This is a genomic window from Isoptericola halotolerans (assembly GCF_013149785.1).
GTDB classification, from domain to species: domain Bacteria; phylum Actinomycetota; class Actinomycetes; order Actinomycetales; family Cellulomonadaceae; genus Isoptericola; species Isoptericola halotolerans.
This window is the reverse complement of record NZ_JABEZU010000001.1, coordinates 149444-166443: the sequence shown is the minus strand read 5'-3', so window position 1 is coordinate 166443 and position 17000 is coordinate 149444. Positions and strand designations below refer to the sequence as shown.

16 protein-coding genes are annotated in these 17000 nt (G+C 73.0%); 6 read left to right on the top strand and 10 right to left on the bottom strand.

The genetic code is table 11. The annotated features are described in order from the left end of the window. Window positions 1-79: 79 nt before the first annotated feature. From HDG69_RS00855 to HDG69_RS00840, 4 genes are all read left to right on the top strand, one after another. Window positions 80-640: a TetR/AcrR family transcriptional regulator gene (locus HDG69_RS00855; protein WP_171781898.1), complete on the top strand. Its 561-nt coding sequence runs from the start codon at window positions 80-82 to the stop codon at window positions 638-640. Window positions 641-707: 67 nt separating this feature from the next. Further along, window positions 708-1502: a hypothetical protein gene (locus HDG69_RS00850; protein WP_171781897.1), complete on the top strand. Its 795-nt coding sequence runs from the start codon at window positions 708-710 to the stop codon at window positions 1500-1502. Window positions 1503-1694: 192 nt separating this feature from the next. Continuing rightward, entirely contained in the window at window positions 1695-2291 is a 597-nt protein-coding gene (locus HDG69_RS00845; RefSeq protein WP_171781896.1) for a ScbR family autoregulator-binding transcription factor, read from the top strand. 103 nt (window positions 2292-2394) lie between these two features. Continuing rightward, on the top strand, window positions 2395-2952 hold the full coding sequence (locus HDG69_RS00840) for an RNA polymerase sigma factor (RefSeq protein ID WP_171781895.1): 558 nt from the start codon (window positions 2395-2397) through the stop codon (window positions 2950-2952). 21 nt (window positions 2953-2973) lie between these two features. On the opposite strand, the gene HDG69_RS00835 is transcribed toward HDG69_RS00840, so the two are convergent. The 7 genes from HDG69_RS00835 to HDG69_RS00805 all read right to left on the bottom strand — a co-directional run bounded on the left by HDG69_RS00835 (window position 2974) and on the right by HDG69_RS00805 (window position 11798). Beyond that, window positions 2974-3981, bottom strand: coding sequence for a LacI family DNA-binding transcriptional regulator (locus tag HDG69_RS00835; RefSeq protein ID WP_171781894.1), 1008 nt, complete (start codon window positions 3979-3981; stop codon window positions 2974-2976). Between the two features lie 32 nt (window positions 3982-4013). Beyond that, the gene (locus HDG69_RS00830; protein ID WP_171781893.1) at window positions 4014-4979 is read right to left on the bottom strand and encodes an FUSC family protein; all 966 of its coding nucleotides are present in this window, start codon (window positions 4977-4979) and stop codon (window positions 4014-4016) included. A gap of 54 nt (window positions 4980-5033) precedes the next feature. Further along, on the bottom strand, window positions 5034-6269 hold the full coding sequence (lhgO, locus tag HDG69_RS00825) for an L-2-hydroxyglutarate oxidase (RefSeq protein ID WP_343036192.1): 1236 nt from the start codon (window positions 6267-6269) through the stop codon (window positions 5034-5036). A gap of 88 nt (window positions 6270-6357) precedes the next feature. Further along, window positions 6358-8445, bottom strand: coding sequence for a beta-galactosidase (locus HDG69_RS00820; RefSeq protein WP_171781891.1), 2088 nt, complete (start codon window positions 8443-8445; stop codon window positions 6358-6360). A gap of 115 nt (window positions 8446-8560) precedes the next feature. Beyond that, window positions 8561-9898: an ABC transporter substrate-binding protein gene (locus tag HDG69_RS00815; protein WP_171781890.1), complete on the bottom strand. Its 1338-nt coding sequence runs from the start codon at window positions 9896-9898 to the stop codon at window positions 8561-8563. Window positions 9899-9957: 59 nt separating this feature from the next. After that, window positions 9958-10836, bottom strand: coding sequence for a carbohydrate ABC transporter permease (locus tag HDG69_RS00810; RefSeq protein WP_216645190.1), 879 nt, complete (start codon window positions 10834-10836; stop codon window positions 9958-9960). A 38-nt stretch (window positions 10837-10874) separates the two neighbouring features. Next, entirely contained in the window at window positions 10875-11798 is a 924-nt protein-coding gene (locus tag HDG69_RS00805; RefSeq protein ID WP_171781888.1) for a carbohydrate ABC transporter permease, read from the bottom strand. Between the two features lie 200 nt (window positions 11799-11998). On the opposite strand from HDG69_RS00805, the gene HDG69_RS00800 reads away from it, so the two are divergent. Beyond that, window positions 11999-12982 carry a LacI family DNA-binding transcriptional regulator gene (locus HDG69_RS00800; RefSeq protein ID WP_171783108.1) on the top strand — a complete coding sequence of 328 codons (984 nt, stop codon included), beginning with the start codon at window positions 11999-12001 and terminating at the stop codon, window positions 12980-12982. A 16-nt stretch (window positions 12983-12998) separates the two neighbouring features. On the opposite strand, the gene HDG69_RS00795 is transcribed toward HDG69_RS00800, so the two are convergent. Further along, window positions 12999-13424 carry a hypothetical protein gene (locus tag HDG69_RS00795; RefSeq protein ID WP_171781887.1) on the bottom strand — a complete coding sequence of 142 codons (426 nt, stop codon included), beginning with the start codon at window positions 13422-13424 and terminating at the stop codon, window positions 12999-13001. Window positions 13425-13552: 128 nt separating this feature from the next. Between HDG69_RS00795 and galE the strand changes: the two genes are divergently transcribed. Continuing rightward, window positions 13553-14695 carry a UDP-glucose 4-epimerase GalE gene (galE, locus tag HDG69_RS00790; protein WP_171781886.1) on the top strand — a complete coding sequence of 381 codons (1143 nt, stop codon included), beginning with the start codon at window positions 13553-13555 and terminating at the stop codon, window positions 14693-14695. Here galE and HDG69_RS00785 read toward each other — a convergent pair. Both HDG69_RS00785 and HDG69_RS00780 read right to left on the bottom strand, forming a co-directional pair. After that, window positions 14674-15645, bottom strand: coding sequence for a TAXI family TRAP transporter solute-binding subunit (locus tag HDG69_RS00785; RefSeq protein ID WP_171781885.1), 972 nt, complete (start codon window positions 15643-15645; stop codon window positions 14674-14676). The genes galE and HDG69_RS00785 overlap by 22 nt on opposite strands. Next, window positions 15642-17000, bottom strand: coding sequence for a sensor histidine kinase (locus tag HDG69_RS00780; protein ID WP_171781884.1), 1359 nt, complete (start codon window positions 16998-17000; stop codon window positions 15642-15644). Before HDG69_RS00780 ends, HDG69_RS00785 begins: the two co-directional genes overlap by 4 nt.

Genomic DNA, 17000 nt, shown 5'->3' with positions numbered 1-17000 from the left:
GTTCTCCCTCTGTCGGCTATAGTAGAGAACGATCGTTCTCCGCGCAAGTGGCGCGGACTGAAGTGCAGGAGGGACAGGCATGACTGACGAGCGAACGCCGCGCGAACGGGTGGTCGAGGCCGCCGACGAGCTCTTCTACGCCCGGGGGGTCCAGGCCGTGGGCATGGACGCCGTGCGCGAGGCGGCGGGAGTCCCGCTCAAGCGCATCTACGCGATGTTCGGGTCCAAGGAAGACCTGCTCGTGACGGTGCTCCAGCAGAGACGAGAGACCTGGGACGCCGGCCTCGCCGCCGCCGGCGACCGGGCGACCACGCCCCGGGAGCAGATCCTCGCGATCTTCGACTTCCTCGACGACTGGTTCCACGAACCCACGTTCCGGGGCTGCGCCTTCATCAACACCTTCGGCGAGGTCGGTCCCGCGTCCGCCCCGGCAGCGGACGTCGTCCGCGAGCAGAAGCAAGCCTTCCGCGACCACGTGGCCCGGCTCGTGGCCGAGGCCGGCGCCCCCGCACGGCTCGCTCCGCAGATCGCGATCCTGGCCGAGGGCGCCCAGACCACGGCCGCCATCTCGGGTGACACCAGCACGGCCCGGCACGCGCGCGCGGCCGCCGAGACCCTCCTCGACGCAGCCGGCGGGTGACGGGACCCGCCCCCGGCGCGAACCGATCCGGCCCGGCCGGACATCCCAGGGCATGGGGATCTTGAGCATGTCGGACGGTGCAGGGAGCGGTTCGGACGGCGTCCACGTGGGGGACGCGGCAGCGGCAGGGACGGACGCCTGGCACCTCGCCGTGCGGATCTCCTCCCAGCCGGGGCTGACGACGGCAGCCCCGGTACCCGTCCTGGTCGGCCTGGAGGTCGTGCGCCGGGTGGGGGTGGTGGTGGCGAGGCAGTGCCTGGGCGTCGGCGCGGACCACCACCTGAGCATGCGCCGCGTGGCGTTCCGGTGGACGGGACGCGCTCCGCTCCTCCCCGAGTCGGGGACTCTCGGCGCGACGGCGTTCGTCCAGGTGCACGCCCGTCGCGAGCGCCGTGGGTCGGTCGCGGCCTTCGAGGCGTCCGTGACGGTCCGCGCGGGCTCGCGGGAGATCGCGCACGGCAGCGGGACCGTGCAGTGCATCGACCCCGCCACGTACCGGCTGGTCCGCGGTGGCGCGCCGCGTCCGGCGCCGGTCCGGCACGACAGCGAGCCGCTCAGCGTCCTGCAGCAGCACGGCGACCGGCTGCTCGGCCGCATGGGCTGGGACTGCGACGACCCCCGCCAGGTCGACCCGACGCTCGACCGGCTCTCGGGGCACGCGCTCGTCGCGGCGGCGCTGCACGCCGCGACGCTGCTGCGCGCGCGGCGCACGGTGATCGCCGTGTCGATGGCGATCGACCGGTTCGTGGAGTACACGCCACGGCCGGAGGTCTACGCGACCGCGACGCACCGAGCGGTCGAGGTCTCCGTGCTGCAGAACAGGCTGGTCGTCGCTCAGGGCGAAGTGCATCTCGAGAATTGACTGACCTTCTGTACAGTCAATGAAGTTTCCCAGGCGCCTCATTCGCGCTCGTCATTCCTGCCACCCTTTGCGGAACGATCCGGCGCGGCCCGCGTGCCCAGGAGAGCGCTCCTCGGGTATCGCGCTACCGTCCAGTGAGGAACGCCGCGATGTCGGGCGTTCCGGCACCGGCCGGCAGCAAAGGAATCATCGGTGGCCGAAACTTCGCGACAACAACAGAAGGCGGCGACCCGGGCGGCGATCCTGAGGACAGCCGCCGAGGAGTTCGACGCACGAGGATATTCCGCGACCTCTGTCGCGCAGATCGCCGATCGCCTCGGACTCACCAAAGGCTCCGTCTACTTCCATTTCCCGTCGAAGGCCGAGCTCGCCGCCGAGGTCGTGCGCGCCGGTTCGGTCGTCTGGGAACCTGTCCTGCGCGAGATGGACGGCGAGGGCGTCACCGGTCTGGATGCGCTGCGCCGCCTCTCTGCCGAGGCTGCCCGGCGCTTTCGCGACGACGTCACCCTGCGCGCCGCCGCACGGCTCACCGGCGACGGCCCCACCGACGGCCTGCCGGACCCGTTCGCCGGCTGGATCGACGTCGTCCGACGCTGCCTCGACCGCGCGGTCGGCGCGGGCGAGCTGCGCGCCGGGACGGACGTCGACGAGCTCGCCTGGCACCTGGCCGCCGCCTTCCTGGGGACCCAGGAGCTGGCACGGCGGGCCCCCGGTCCGCCGGACCCGGTCGAACGTGTCGACCAGCACTGGACGCTCCTCCTCGACGACCTTCGCCCGCCGCCGGCGTAAACTGACCTACCAGTAGGTCAGTGAAACTCTTGCCAACGTCGCCCGCACCCGGCAGGCTGGGGCTGCAGACGATCGCGAGCGAGTCGCCGGCAGGAGGTCCACCATGGGCTCACGGACGACGGACCCCGAGCTGTGGGCGCGGGTCCGCACCGACGACGAGCAGGCCTTCGCCGCGCTCTTCACCCGCTACCACCACCGTGTCCTGCACTGCGTGACCGGGCAGCTGCGCGGCGTCGCCCGCGCCGACCCGTCCGCCGTCGCCGGCGACGTCTTCCACACCGTCTGGCGACGGCGACGCACCGCACGCGTCGAGACCACCGCCTGGCCGTGGCTCCGCTCCGTCGCGACCCGCCTGTGCGCCAACGAACGACGACGCTGCCTGCGTCAGGACCGCCTGCTGCACCGTGTCACGACGGCCGCCGGCCCCGGTGCGACCGTCGACCCCGACCACGCCCCCGCCGTCGCCGACCGGCTCGCGATCGCCGCGGCGCTGGCCACGCTGGGCCCGGTCGAGCGGCAGGTCGCACACCTGGCGTTGGTCGACGACCTGCCCGCGGCCGAGGTCGCGCTCCGCCTGCGGGTGCCGGTCGGGACCGTCAAGTCGCGTCTGCACCGCGCCCGTCGAGACCTGGGACGCCACCTCCGGCACGCACCGAGATAGGGCGTCGGCCCGCCGCAGCCGTCAGGGCGCCGAGGCCCGCACCACGAGCTCCGGCGGGAACACGACGTCGCGCGGCTCGCGACCGGGCTCGGAGATCTCGTCGAGGAGGAGCCGGGCAGCCGCCCGGCCCATCTCGGCGATCGGCTGGCGCACCGTCGTCAGCGGGACGGCGGCCCGCGCCGCGAACGGGATGTCGTCGTAGCCCACCACGGCGACCTCGTCGGGAACCTGCACGCCCTGCGCGACCAGCGCGTTCACGAGCCCGATGGCATGGAGGTCGTTGCCCGCGAACACGGCGTCCGGGCGCTCGTCCTGGTCGAGGCCCGCGATCCACCGGCCCATCTCCTCGCCGTCGGTGAGGTCCAGGTCCGCCGACCGGGCGACCTCGAGGCGCGTGCCGGCGATGCCGGAGACGACCTCCCGGCAACCCTCCAGGCGTCGGGCCACCTGACGCACCCCCTCGGGGCCGCCCGCGAAGAGCAGCCGGGTCCGCCCGGCGGTGACGAGGTGCTCCGCGGCGATCCGGCCCCCCTCCCGGTGGTCCAGGGACACCGAGGACAGGCGACCGTCCGGGTCCTCGTGGTCCACGAGCACCACCGGCGTGCCGCGGTCGCGGCGCTGGCGCAGCGGTTCCAGCTCGTCGTCCGACGGTGCCACCACGACGCCGTCGAACCGGAGCTGCTCGAACAGCGTCAGGAACTTCTCCTGCCGGTCGGCCGACTCGTGCGAGGAGCCCACCACCACCGACAGCCCGGCGTCCTCGGCGACCTGCTCCACCGCCGTCGCGATACCGGCGAAGAACGGGTTCGAGGCGTTGACCACGCTCAGGCCCACGATCCCGCTGCGCTGACGGCGCAGCTGCCGGGCCGGCATGTTCGGCACGAAGCCCAGCTCCGTCACCGAGGTCTCGACCCGGGACCTCATGCGCTCGGACAGCTTGTCCGGCCAGTTGAAGAAGTTCGACACCGTCGCGGCCGACACCCCTGCGTGGCGCGCGACGTCATGGATCGTCACCGACGACTCACGCATGGTTCATCACACCGGGAGGCTAGCAGCGCCGCTCAGGCGTCGGCACAGTCGTGGGAGCGCGCGCCGCGCGAGGCGACGGCACGGGCGAGCAGCAGGATCCCCGCGGCCGCCCCGGCCCCGAGCAGCGTGAGCGCGACCCGCTCCAGGGCCCCCGCCACGGGAGCGTCCCCCGCCGAGAGCCCGATCACGGTCAGCGTCAGGAAGGCCGCGTACACCCAGTAGGGCGCAGCGAGATACGTCACCGCGCAGCCCACGGCCCCGGCGACGAGGACCGCGGTCAGGACGGCGTGGGGCACGTCCAGCGCGACCAGGAGCACGATCACCAGCCCACCGAGCACCGTGCCCCCCGCCCGCTCGAGCGCCCGCGCGGTGATGTCACCGGTCCGCGGCACCATCACCATGTAGAAGGTCAGCAGCAGCCACCAGGAGTGGGTGTCCGGGAAGTAGACCGCCGCCCACCAGGTCCCGACAGCCGTGAAGACCACGAGCGCCGTGGTGTAGAAGGTCGACTCCGTCCCGACGAGCGGCTCGTGCGGGCGCCGCCGCACGTCCCGGGTGAAGAGCGTCGCCGTGGCGGCCGCACACAGACCGCCGAGCAGGACGACCGCGGCGACCGGCCACGACCCGGCCAGGGTGCGCGGGTCGGCAGCCGTCAGAGCAGGAGGCGCGATCGTGAGCGCGGCCAGGGTGGCGGCGGCCGGCGCCCCGCCGGACGACCACCCCCGGTGCGCCGCGAGGCCGAGCCCGCACGCCACGGCCGACATCAGCAGCGTCGCCGACCAGGCCTGCGCCCCGGCGAGCGGCGCCACCAGCGCGAGAGACCCGGTGAGCAGCGCCACCACCCAGGCGCGCCGCCACGAGGCGACGGCCGCGATCGTGGCGGGCAGCATGCCGAGGTAGTACGGCATCGCGAGCTCCGGGGCGAGGGCGCCGAGGAGCACGAGGGGAGCGAGCGCGACGAGCGCCGCGATCAGGAGGCGACGCCGGGCAGGACTCATAGGGCCCACCTTGCCGACCCGTGACGACCGGTGCACCTCGACAGCCGCGTGCCCTCACCCGTAGACGGTGTCGACGACGTGCTCGGCGATCGCGAGGCTCGACGTCGCGGCGGGCGAGGGCGCGTTGCGCACGCAGGTGACGCCGTCGGACGTCTCGACGACGAAGTCGTCCACGAGAGAACCGTCGCGCGCGACGGCCTGTGCACGCAGCCCCGTACGCCCGCGTACGACGTCGGCGCTGCCGATCGCGGGGACGTAGCGTCGCGCGGTGGCCAGGTACGCCGCCGTCACGGCCGAGCCGTAGACCTCGCGCAGCCCCGTGCGCCAGTGCCGGGCGGCCATCCGCCAGAACCCCGGCCAGCCGAGCACCGCCGCGGTGTCCCGCGGGCTCATCGCGAGGCGACGGTAGCTACTCCGGTCCAGGGCGAGGACGGCGTTCGGGCCCACCTCGAGACCGCCGGCCACGGTGCGCGTGAAGTGCACGCCCAGGAACGGGTACCGCGGGTCGGGCACGGGGTAGACCATGCCGCGCACCAGGTCCTGCTTCGCCGGGCGGACCGTCAGGTACTCGCCGCGGAACGGGACGATCGCCGGGCCGGGGTCCCCGCCGACGAGCGCCGCGAGCCGGTCGGACTGCAGACCGCCGCACACCACGAGGCGGTCCACGGCGTGTCGGTCCCCCGGGTGCCGGTCCCCCGGGTGCCGGGCGTCTCCGCAGCTGACGACCACCCGGCCGCCGGAACGCTCGACGCCGGTCACCCGCGCACCGAGCAGCACCCGGCCGCCGCCCGCCTCGACGTCGCGGCCGAGCCGGGCGCACACGGCGACGAAGTCGGTGACGGCCGTCCGCGGGGAGTGCAGGGCGGCGAGCCCGACGGCGTGCGGCTCGACGTCGCGGATCTCGCCGGCGCCCAGCCGCCGGAGCCCGGGCACCCCGTTCTCGCGTGCGGTCCGCTCCAGGGCGTCGAACCGGCCCTGCTCGGACGGGGACACGGCGACGACCAGCTTGCCGACCTCCTCGTACGGCAGGTCGTGCTCGGCGCAGTAGTCCCGCAGCAGGTGCCGGCCGCGGGTGCACAGCCGCGCCTTGAGGCTGCCGGGCCGGTAGTAGATCCCGGCGTGCACGACGCCGGAGTTGTGGCCCGTCTGGTGCGCGCCCAGGCGGTCCTCGGCCTCCAGGACGAGCACCCGCGTGCCGGGACGGCGGCGCAGCACCTCGCGGGCCACGGCCAGGCCCACGATGCCGCCGCCGACGATCCCGACGGTCTCGGCCGCCCCGGTGGAGCTCACACGGCGAGCGTACCGACGCCGAACAGGAAGTTGGTCCCGCTTTCCGAGGTGAAAACGGGACCAGCTTCCTGTTCGGCGACGAGGGTGGTCAGGGGCGGGGGCGTCGCAGGACGACGACACCGCGGGGGGCGAACTCGTCGAAGGAGCCCGGCCGGTCGGCGGGCGTCGGGTGCGCACCGTCGTCGGGCGTCGTGGCCACGAGCACCTTCCCGTCGAGGCCGGAGAGCCCGAGGGTCTCGTCGGTGCGGTTCACGAGGAACCAGAACTCCTCGTGGGCGGCGCGGCGCACGGTGAGCTCGACGCGGCCCCGCAACGGTGCGGGCAGCTCGCTGCGCACGCCGGCGGCACCGAGGAGCTTCTCGAGCAGCGGGCGCAGGCCCGCGGCCCCGAGCCGGGTCGAGACGTAGGCGGCCGATCCCTGCCCGACGGCCCGGCGGGTCACGGCGGCCCGTCCCGCCTGCTGACCGTCGAGGTAGCGCGCCAGCACCTGCGTGCCCGGGAGCACGTCGATGCGGTCGGTCCACAGCGTGCCGGTGGACCCGTCGTCGAGGCGTACGCTCTCGCCGTCGCGCAGGGGGTTGAGCTCCTCGATGCGCAGGCCCAGCAGGTCGCGCAGCGCCCCGGGGTAGCCGCCGAGCCACACGTGGTCGTCGGCGTCGACGATGCCGGAGAAGTACGTGGTGACGAGGTGGCCGCCGGCCTCCACCCAACGGGTCAGCCGGTCCGCGAGCGCCGCCGGGACGACGTGCAGCACCGGCGCGACGACGACGTCGTAGTCGGCGAGGTCCGTGCGGCCGTCGTCCAGGCCGGCCACGGGCACGACATCGGCGCGCACGCCGGCGTCCAGGAACGCCTGGTACCAGTCCAGCGCCTCGGCGCGATAGCGGAGCTGTTCGGTGGGGTGCGAGTCCAGCTCGGACGTCCACCAGGAGTCCCAGTCGAAGAGGATCGCGGCGCGGGCGGGTGCACGCTCCGCCCCGACGACGGGGGCGAGGTCGGCGAGCGTCCGGCCGAGGGCGACGACGTCGCGGAACAGCGCGGAGTCCTCCCCGGCGTGCGGGACCATCGCCGAGTGGTACTTCTCGGCACCGGCAGCGGACTGGCGCCACTGGAAGAAGCAGACGGCGTCGGCGCCGTGGGCGACGTGCGTCAGGGAGTCGCGGGCGAGCTCGCCCGGCCGCTTGGGGACGTTGACCGGCTGCCAGTTGACGGCGCTGGTGGAGTGCTCCATGAGGAACCAGGGGCGCCCGCCCGCCACGCCGCTGGTGAGGTTCGCGGAGAAGGACATCTCCTCGCGGCCCTGCGGGCCGGGCTGCAGGTAGTGGTCGTTGGAGACGAAGTCGATCTCGGGCGCCCAGGAGGCGTAGTCCATGCCCTTCGTCTCACCCATCACCATGAAGTTCGTGGTGACGGGGACGTCCGGCGTGATCCGGCGCAGCACGTCGCGCTCGGCGCGCAGGTGGTCGACCAGGGCGTCGGAGGAGAACCGCTTGAAGTCGAGCTGTTGGGTGGGGTTGGGGTACGAGGCCGCCAGCCGCGGCGGCAGGATCTGGTCCCAGTCGGTGTACCGCTGCGACCAGAAGGCGGTGCCCCAGGCCTCGTTGAGCCGGTCGAGCGTGCCGTACCGCGCGGTGAGCCAGGTGCGGAACGCGCGGGCGGCGTCGTCGGAGTAGTCCTCGACGTTGTGGCAGCCGAGCTCGTTGCTGACGTGCCAGGCAGCGAGCGCCGGGTGCTGCGCGTAGCGCTCGGCCATGGCCTCGACGAGAGCGAGGGCGTAGCGGCGGAACACCGGTGAGGTGGGGCGCCACTGCTGACGTCCGCCGGGCCACAGCGTCTCCCCGGTGCGCGTGACGGGCAGGATCTCGGGGTGCAGGGTGGTCAACCACGGCGGCGGGGACGCGGTGGCGGTGGCGAGGTCCACGGAGATGCCGTGGGCGTGCATGAGGTCCATGACCTCGTCGAGCCAGTCGAAGTCCCACCGGTCGGGTGCGGGCTGGAGCCGGGCCCAGGAGAAGATCGCGACGGAGACGACGTTGACGCCGGCGGCCTGCATGAGCCGGGCGTCGTCGGCCCACACCTCACGGGGCCACTGGTCCGGGTTGTAGTCGGCGCCGTACCCGAGGCGGGCAGGACGGGTCGACTCGGGACCTGCGAGCAGGCGGGAGACGTCGGTCATGGGTGCTCCTGGACGAACGGGGATGTGTACGTGGTGCTGCGGATGCCGTGCTGCGGGCCCGAGCGCCGGTGGGGACGGCGGGCGGCCGTCCCCACCGGTGCTCAGGGAGCGGGCGTCACGGGTCGACGGTGAAGCCCTGGTCCTCGCCGTAGGCGATGGTCTGGTCCTGCCAGGTCGCCAGACCGTCGGTCAGGGTGGTGTCGGTGACGTACGCCTGACCGACCGTGTCGTTGAAGATCGAGTTGGCGTACACCTGGAAGGGCAGGTACTGCCACCCCTCGGCGACCTGGGACGCCGAGTCGGCCAGCACCTCGTTCACGGCCTGGCCGCCGAAGTAGTCGAACTCCTCCTCGCGGAACGTGGGGTCCTCCAGCTCGGCGACGGTGGCGGGGAAGGCACCCTCGGCGACGCGGGTGGCGATGCCGTCACCGACGGTCGCGTACTCGAGGAACGCCCAGGCGAGGTCGGCGTTCTCGCTCGCCGCGGGGATGGCGAGGGAGCTGCCGCCGTTCTCCGCGGTGACCTCCGCACCGCTCTCCCACTGCGGCATCGGGGCGACGGCCCAGTCACCTGCCGCGCCGGGCACGGAGGACTCGAGGTTGCCACGCATCCAGGCGCCGATGACCAGCGAGGCGATCGACCCGTCGGACAGGCCCTGGTACCACTCGTCGCTCCAGGAACCGACGGGGGCCACGAGGTCCTCGTCGAGCATCGTCTGCCAGGTGGAGGTGAACTGCTGGGTGCCGGCGTCGGAGAAGTCGACGGTCACCTCGGTGCCGTCCACCTGGTAGGGCCGGCCACCGGCCTGCCAGATCAGCGAGGTCGTGAACCCGGCGTCGCCGACGTCGTTGGTGAGGTAGGCGTCCGGGTCGGCCTCGTGGAGGGTGCGGGCGGCCTCGACGTACTCCTCCCAGGTGGTGGGGACGTCGATGCCGTGCTCGTCGAAGACACGCTGGTTGTAGAACAGGGCCATCGGGCCGGAGTCGGTGGGCAGGGCGTAGACGCCACCCTCCTGCTGCACGGCGCCCCACGGGCCGGGGGTGAAGGTGCCGTCGAGCTGGTCGGCACCGTAGGCGGTCAGGTCCGTCATCGCCTCGGACAGCGCGAACTGCGGCAGGGCGTAGAACTCGACCTGCGCGACGTCGGGCACGCCGTCGCCGGCGGCGATGGCGTTCTGCAGCGCCGTGTACTGGTCGTTGCCGGTGCCGACGTTCTCCAGCGTGACGGTGACGCCCGGGTTCTCCGCCTCGAAGTCGGCGGCCACCGACGCGAGCGTGGGGTCCCAGGCCCAGACGGTGATCTCGCCGCCTTCTGCCAGCGCGGCGTCGGCGTCCTGGGCGGCCTCGCCGGACTCGGTCTCGCCGCCCCCGCAGGCGGTCAGGGCCAGGGCCAGGACGCCGGCGGCGGCGGTGCCGCGCAGCACGCGGCGTGAAAGGTCGGGTCGTGCGGTCATGTCAGTCCTCACTTCGTTGTCGGAACGGTCGATCGATGTCGTCGGGGCTGTGGAGCGGGTCATTCCTTGACGCTCCCGGCGGCGAGCCCGGACTGCCAGTACCGCTGCAGCAGCAGGAAGGCCGCGACGAGGGGCAGGATGGTGAGCAGGGAGCCGGTGATGACGAGGTGGAAGATGGCCTCGCCGCCGGCGGTGGCCGCCTGCGCGTTCCAGGCGTTGAGCCCGAGCGTGAGCGGGTACCACGACGAGTCCCGCAGCATGATCAGCGGCAGGAAGTAGTTGTTCCAGGTGGCCACCATCGTGAACAGCAGCACGGTGACGATCCCCGGGGCGAGCAGCGGCAGGCTGACGCGGAAGAACGTGCGGAACTCGCCCGCGCCGTCGATCCGCGCGGCCTCGAGCAGCTCGGTGGGGATGGCCTCGGCCGCGAACGTCCACATGAGATAGAGCCCGAACGGGGAGATCAGCGACGGGATGATCACGGCCCAGGGCGTGTTCGTCAGACCCATCTGGCTGAACAGCAAGAAGGTCGGCACGGCGAGCGCGGTGCCGGGCACCGCCACGGCGCCGATGACGACGGCGAACACTCCGCGCTTGCCGGGGAAGTCGAACTTGGCCAGGGCGTAGCCCCCGAGGATCGCCAGGAACGTGGCGCCGCCGGCACCCAGGACGACGTACAGCACGGTGTTGCCGAGCCAGCGGACGAACACCCCGCCGTCGTAGGTGAGGGTCGCGACGACGTTGTCCCAGAGGGCGAACGAGCCGCCGAACCACAGCCCGAACGAGGTGAACAGGTCGGCCTGGGTCTTGGTGGAGTTGACGACGAGCCAGACGAGCGGGACGAGGGAGTACAGCAGGACGACGGCGGTGAGCGCCGTCAGCAGCGGGCTGCGGCGGGGCCGGTCGACGCTGTGCTTGTTGACGGTCCGCGTCCGCAGGCGGGGGCCCCGGACGGAGGTCGCGGTGCTCACGGTGGTCACGCCTCCTTGCGCATGCCGCGCAGCTGCACCACGTAGGCGATCACCATGGTGATCAGGCCCATGATGATGGCGACGGTCGCGGAGTAGTTGTACTGCTGGCCGGAGAAGGACAGCGAGTAGGCGTACAGGTTCGGGGTGAACGACGTCGTGATGGCGTTCGGTGCCAGGGACTGCAGGATGCTGGGCTCGTTGAAGAGCTGGAAGCTGCCGATGATCGAGAAGATCGTGGCGATGACCAGTGCGCCGCGGATCGCGGGGAGCTTGATCGCCCGGACCACCTGCCACTGGGAGGCGCCGTCGATCTCGGCGGCCTCGTACAGCGTGTGCGGCACGACGCGCAGCGCCGCGTAGAAGATGAGCATGTTGTAGCCGACGAACTCCCAGGTGACGATGTTGGCGATCGACGCCAGCACGAGGTCGGGCGAGAGCGGGTCGGGCAGCGAGATGCCGAGCGCGTCGTTGAGGTTGCCCACCAGGCCGAACCGCGTGCCGTACATGAAGCCCCACATCAGCGAGGCGACGACGGCGGGCACCGCGTAGGGCATGAAGATCGAGATCCGGAAGAAGCTCTTGCCGTAGAGACGCCCGGAGTCGATGGCCAGGGCCACGAGCAGGGCGATGCCGAGCATGATCGGCACCTGCACCACGAGGAAGAGGCTGACCCGCCACAGCCCTTCCCAGAACTGGGGGTCCTGCATCGCACGGGCGTAGTTGTCCAGGCCCACGAACGTGGTGCCGCCGACCATCTGGGTGCGGAACACCGACAGGTACAGCGAGTAGGCGATCGGGGCGAGGAACACCAGCGCGAACACGAGCATGAAGGGGCCCACGAACATCCAGCCCGTCCATCGCCGCCGGCTGGGGCGCCGGGCGGCGGTCGACGGTGGGGTCGTCGCCACCGGAGGAGACGTCGTCGTCATGCTTCTTCCTTGGGCTCACGGGGATGTTCACGTCAACATGGATGGCCGCGACCACCGATGTTTACGTAAACATGGACTAGGGTGATCGTGCATCGGCCGCTCGCATACGTCAACCCCGACAGCTGCCGAGACCGAACCGTGACCTGATCGGAGGACCCGTGGCCGACCGCAGCCCGGCGGGGCGACCCCAGCGCGTCTCGATGGCCGACGTCGCACGGCTCGCCGGCGTCTCGTCCCAGACCGTCTCGCGGGTGTCGAACGGCCACCCCGGCGTCGTCGACTCCACGCGGGACCAGGTGCTGGCCGCCATGCGCGAGCTCGGCTACCGGCCCAACAGCGCGGCCCGCGCCCTGCGCTCGGGCCGGTTCCGCACCATCGGGGTCATCCTCTTCTCGCTGTCCACCACCGGGAACGTCCGCACCCTGGACGCGATCGCGACGTCGGCCGCGGCCGAGGGGTACGCCATCACCGTCATCCCCGTCGCTGCGCCCACGCAGGACGGCGTCAACGGCGCCTTCACCCGGATGGGCGAGCTCGCCGTGGACGCCGTGATCCTGCTCATGGAGGTCCACCTGCTGGACGCCGCCAGCATCTCCCTGCCCACCGACGTGCCCGTCGTCGTCGCCGACTCCGACGCCGGCGACCGCTACCCCGTGGTGGACACCGACCAGGCTGCGGGCTCGCGTGCCGCCGTCGAGCACCTCCTCGGCCTCGGGCACCGCACCGTGGTGCACCTCGCCGGCCCGTCCGAGTCGTTCTCCGCCCAGCGCCGCGAGGACGCCTGGCGACGCACGCTGCTCGACGCCGGGCGCGAGGTGCCCGAGGTGCACCGGGGCGACTGGTCGGCCGCCTCCGGCTACGAGGCCGGACGCAGGATCGCCCGCAGCGACGCGACCGCCGTGTTCGCCGCGAACGACCAGATGGCCCTGGGCCTGCTCCGCGCCCTCGACGAGGCGGGACGGCCGGTCCCCGGGGACGTCAGCGTCGTCGGGTTCGACGACCTGCCCGACGCCGTCGCCTACATGCCGCCGCTGACCACCGTGCACCAGGACTTCGCCGAGGTGGGACGGCTGTGCGTCGCCGGTGTGCTGCGCCAGATGGCGGACCACACCTTGCCGCGCGGGCGCACCCTCGTCCCGACCCGCCTGGTCGAGCGGGCGAGCACGGCGGCGCCGGCGCGCTGACGTCGACCGCGCCGCGTCAGCCGTCGGCGCCCTCGCGACGCTTCTCGACCGCGTTCTTCAGCAGCAGCGCCGGCAGGAGGAAGTTCGCCAGCAGGGTCACGATCCACACGATGATCGGTCCGACCAACCAGCCCGGCCAGCCCGAGATCTCCAGGCCGTCGGGAGCGACGAGCACCGCGATGAGCAGCGCCACGTACGTGGTGACCAGGCCCACCGCGCTCAGCATCGCCGGCGCGTTGTTGCGGGCCACCTTGGCGAAGAACGGCGTGAGCACCGCCTGGGCGACCGCGAACACGACGACGGCGACCACGAACGCGAGCGGGTTGCTCCAGACGATCTCGAAGGTCTCCCAGCCGAGGGCCGCGAACGCCCAGTCGGTCAGCAGCAGCCCCACGGCCACGGCGAGCAGGAGGACGGCGGTCCGAGCCAGCAGTCTCAGCATGGCAGCAGCGTGGCACAGGTCACACCGGCGCGCGCGGGATTCCTCTTGACTACCTCAACTGACCTGGCCCCCGACCCCCGGCAGCACGATCATGGGCGTCGTCAACGACGTCGTGCGGGGTGGGCAACATGCGGGTCCTGGTCACCGGTGGTGCCGGCTACCTCGGTTCCCACGTCGTGCTGGCCCTGCTCGAGTCGGGCCACGAGGTCGACGTCGTCGACGACTTCTCGCGCGGCACGCCTGCCTCCCTCGCCCGCGCCGAGATCACCTCCGGCCGGCGGGTGGGCACGCACACCGCCGACGTGGCCGACATCGACGCGATGGAGCGGGTCTTCGCCTGCTCGGACGTCGACGCGGTCGTCCACCTGGCCGGGCTGCGCTCGGCCACCGAGAGCGTCCACCGGCCCCTCGACGCCTACGAGACCAACCTGACCACCCTGTTCACGCTGCTGCGCTGCATGACCTGGTACGGCGTCGGCCGCCTCGTGCTGTCCTCCACCGCCGCCGTCTACGGCACCGTCGACGACGCCGGCACCCGGCTGACCGAGGACCGCGCCCTCGCCCCCGCCTCTCCCCTCGGCCGCACCCTGGCGACCGGCGAGCACGTCCTGCAGGACGTGGCCGGCGCCGGCGCCGCCCTGCGTGCCGCCGTCGTGCGCTGCTTCACCACCGTCGGCGCGCACTCCTCCGGACGGCTCGGGGAGGACCGCACCGGGGCTCCGCCCAGCCTGCTGACACGGATCGGCGACGTGGCCCTCGGGCGCCGTGAGCACCTGGAGGTCTTCGACGGGCTCGGCACCCCGGACGGCACCGCCGTCCGGGACTACGTGCACGTCACGGACGTGGCTGCCGGGCACGTCGCCGCCCTGGCGTCCCTCGACGAGCCGTCAGGTCGGGCGGTGCAGGCCTGGAACCTCGGCACCGGGCAGGCCACCAGCGTCCTCGACGTGCTGTCGACGTTCCAGGAGGTCACCGGCCACTGCGTGCCGCACCGCCGGCGGCCCGCACCCCCGGGGACGACGGCGGGGGCGGTCGCCGACACCGAGCGCACCACGGCCTCCCTGGGCTGGACGGCCACGCGCGACCTCGCGGAGATCTGCCGCGACCACTGGCGCTGGCAGGAGCAGCACCCGCGCGGCTACCCCTCGACCCTCACCCCGGAGACCCCGTGGCGCGGCGGCGTCGGGCACCGGCTACGGCTGGTGCCGCCCCTGTCCGCCGCGGTCTCCCCGCTGATGCCCGCCACCCGTCACGGCTTGACCGCCCGGTAGTACCGCAGGGCACCGGGCTGCAGCTCTGCCGGGTCGGTGTAGATGGCCCGCGACCGGTCCAGCAACGCCGCCGAGGGCACCTGGGCCGCGATCTCCGTGCGCGCGTCGAACAACGTCGCCACCAGACCCTGCGCGACGGCATCCGGCAGACCCGGGCCCGCCACGAGGATGTTGGGGACGGCCAGCGTCCCCACGTCCGCGGTGACCCCGTAGACGCCCTGGGGCACGACCCCGTGGCGGTAGCCGGGCCCGTGCTCCCGACGGAGCTGGTCGACGACGACGTCGAGGGGAACCAGTCGCAGCGGCACCTCGGCGGACAGCTCGACGAGGCCCGGGGTCTTCAGGCCGCCCGACCAGAACACCGCGTCGAGGCTTCCCCCGCGCAGCGCGTCGACCGACTCGGTGATGCCGAGCTCCGCGACCCGCAGGTCGCTCATCGGGACGCCCGCGGCCTTCAGCACCCGTCCCGCGATGAGCGACGTGCCCGAGCGCGGCGCCCCGACCGACACCCGCAGGCCGCGCAGGTCCGCCAGCTCCTCCACGTCGGAGTCGGCGGGTACCACCAGGTGGGCGAAGTCGTCGTAGACCCGAGCGAGCGCGTGCACCTCGACCGGTACGTCGAAGTCACCCTCGCCGTCGACGGCGTCCGCCACCGCGTCCGCCGCGCTGAACGCCACGTCCGCCTCGCCAGCGGCGAGCAGCTGCAGGTTGTCCACCGAGCCGCCGGTGGCGAGAACCTCCGTCTCGATGCCGTACCGCTCGGTCAGCACCTCGGCGAGCTCCTGGCCATAGCCGTGGTAGATCCCGCTGGTGCCGCCGGTGGCGATCGTCAGCCGGTCCGGACGTTCGCCCTGCCAGGGGTCCGGCTCCCAGGGCTGGTTGCCGACACACCCCGCGAGCAGCGCGACCGCGACCAGGAGCGACACGGCCGCTGCACCCACCCGGCTCATGGCTGGTCCTGCCCGGCCGGGACGCCCAGGAACACGCGCAGGCCCCCGCCGTCGGGCAGGTCCGCCCGCAAGCCGCCCCCGGCCGCGGAGAGCAGCTCGGACGCGATGGCGAGCCCGAGACCCGAACCCCGTACCGAGCTGTGCCCCGGGCTGCGCCAGAAGCGTTCGGTGAGACGCTCGAGCTGGTCGGCCGGGACGCCGGGCCCCCGGTCGCGCACCACCACCTCCACGATCCCGGCGTCACGGACCACCGCCACGTCCACCGGCTCGGAGGCCGGGGCGAACTTCAGCGCGTTGTCGACGACCGTGTCGAACGCGCTCTCCAACGCGGTCGGCGTGACGTGCCCGAGCACCTCGCCGCCGGGCACCGTGAGCCGGATCTCCCGGTCGGGGTCGAGCAGCCGCCGCCCCTCCACCCTCCGTGCGACCACCTCGGCCACGTCGACCGGCTGGGCGGCGCCCATGGTGCCGCCGTCCGCGAGCAGGAGCAGCGCGTCGAGGATCTGCGCCATGCGCTCGGCCTCGGCCCGCACGTGGGCCACCTCCTCGGCCTCCTCGGGCGGGACGGTGAGGGCGAGCGACTCGATGCGCAGCATCAGCGCGTTGAGCGGGTTGCGCAGCTCGTGGGAGGCGTTCGCCACGAACTCCTGCTGGCGGCGCATCAGGTGCTCCACCTGCTCGGCCATCTCGTTGAAGCGGCTCACCACCTGCCGCAGCTCCGGCGGGCCCGTCGACGGCGGGATGCGTTCGTCCAGGCGCCCCCCGCCCATCTTCTCCATCGCCTGGTCGACGGCACGGACCGGCCGCAGCAACCAGCCCGCCGTCCGGTCGGCCAGCACCAGGGCCAGCAGCGCGATCACCACACCGCCCGTGCCGAGCAGCGCCCAGCTGGTCCAGATCGCCCGCTGCACGCCCGCGGCGTCCGAGGACGTCACGAGCGCCCCCACCACGTCTCCCCCGTCGAACAGCGGCTCGGCGACCACGATCCTCTGAGCGTCCCAGGGCCAGAACGCCTCGCGCATCTCGGCGCGCCGCCCGGCGAGCGCCGCGTGCCGCTCGTCGTAGTCCTCCACGTCGAGTCCCTCGGCCACGAGCGTGGAGCCCGCCTGGTCCACGACCGCCGCGCCGATCCCGTAGACCTCCCGGTAGCGCTGCAGGTCGCCGGCCACCAGCGACGGGTCGTCCGCGAGGACGGCCTGCCGGGCGGGGAGCACCAGATAGGTCACGTCACGCAGCCGCTCCAGGAGGACCTCCTGCTGGTGCGCCCGCGTGATGCTTCCCGCCGAGACCGCGCCGAGGACCACGATCACCAGGACGAGCGGGACGTACACGATGGCAGCGAGGCGCCCGCGCAT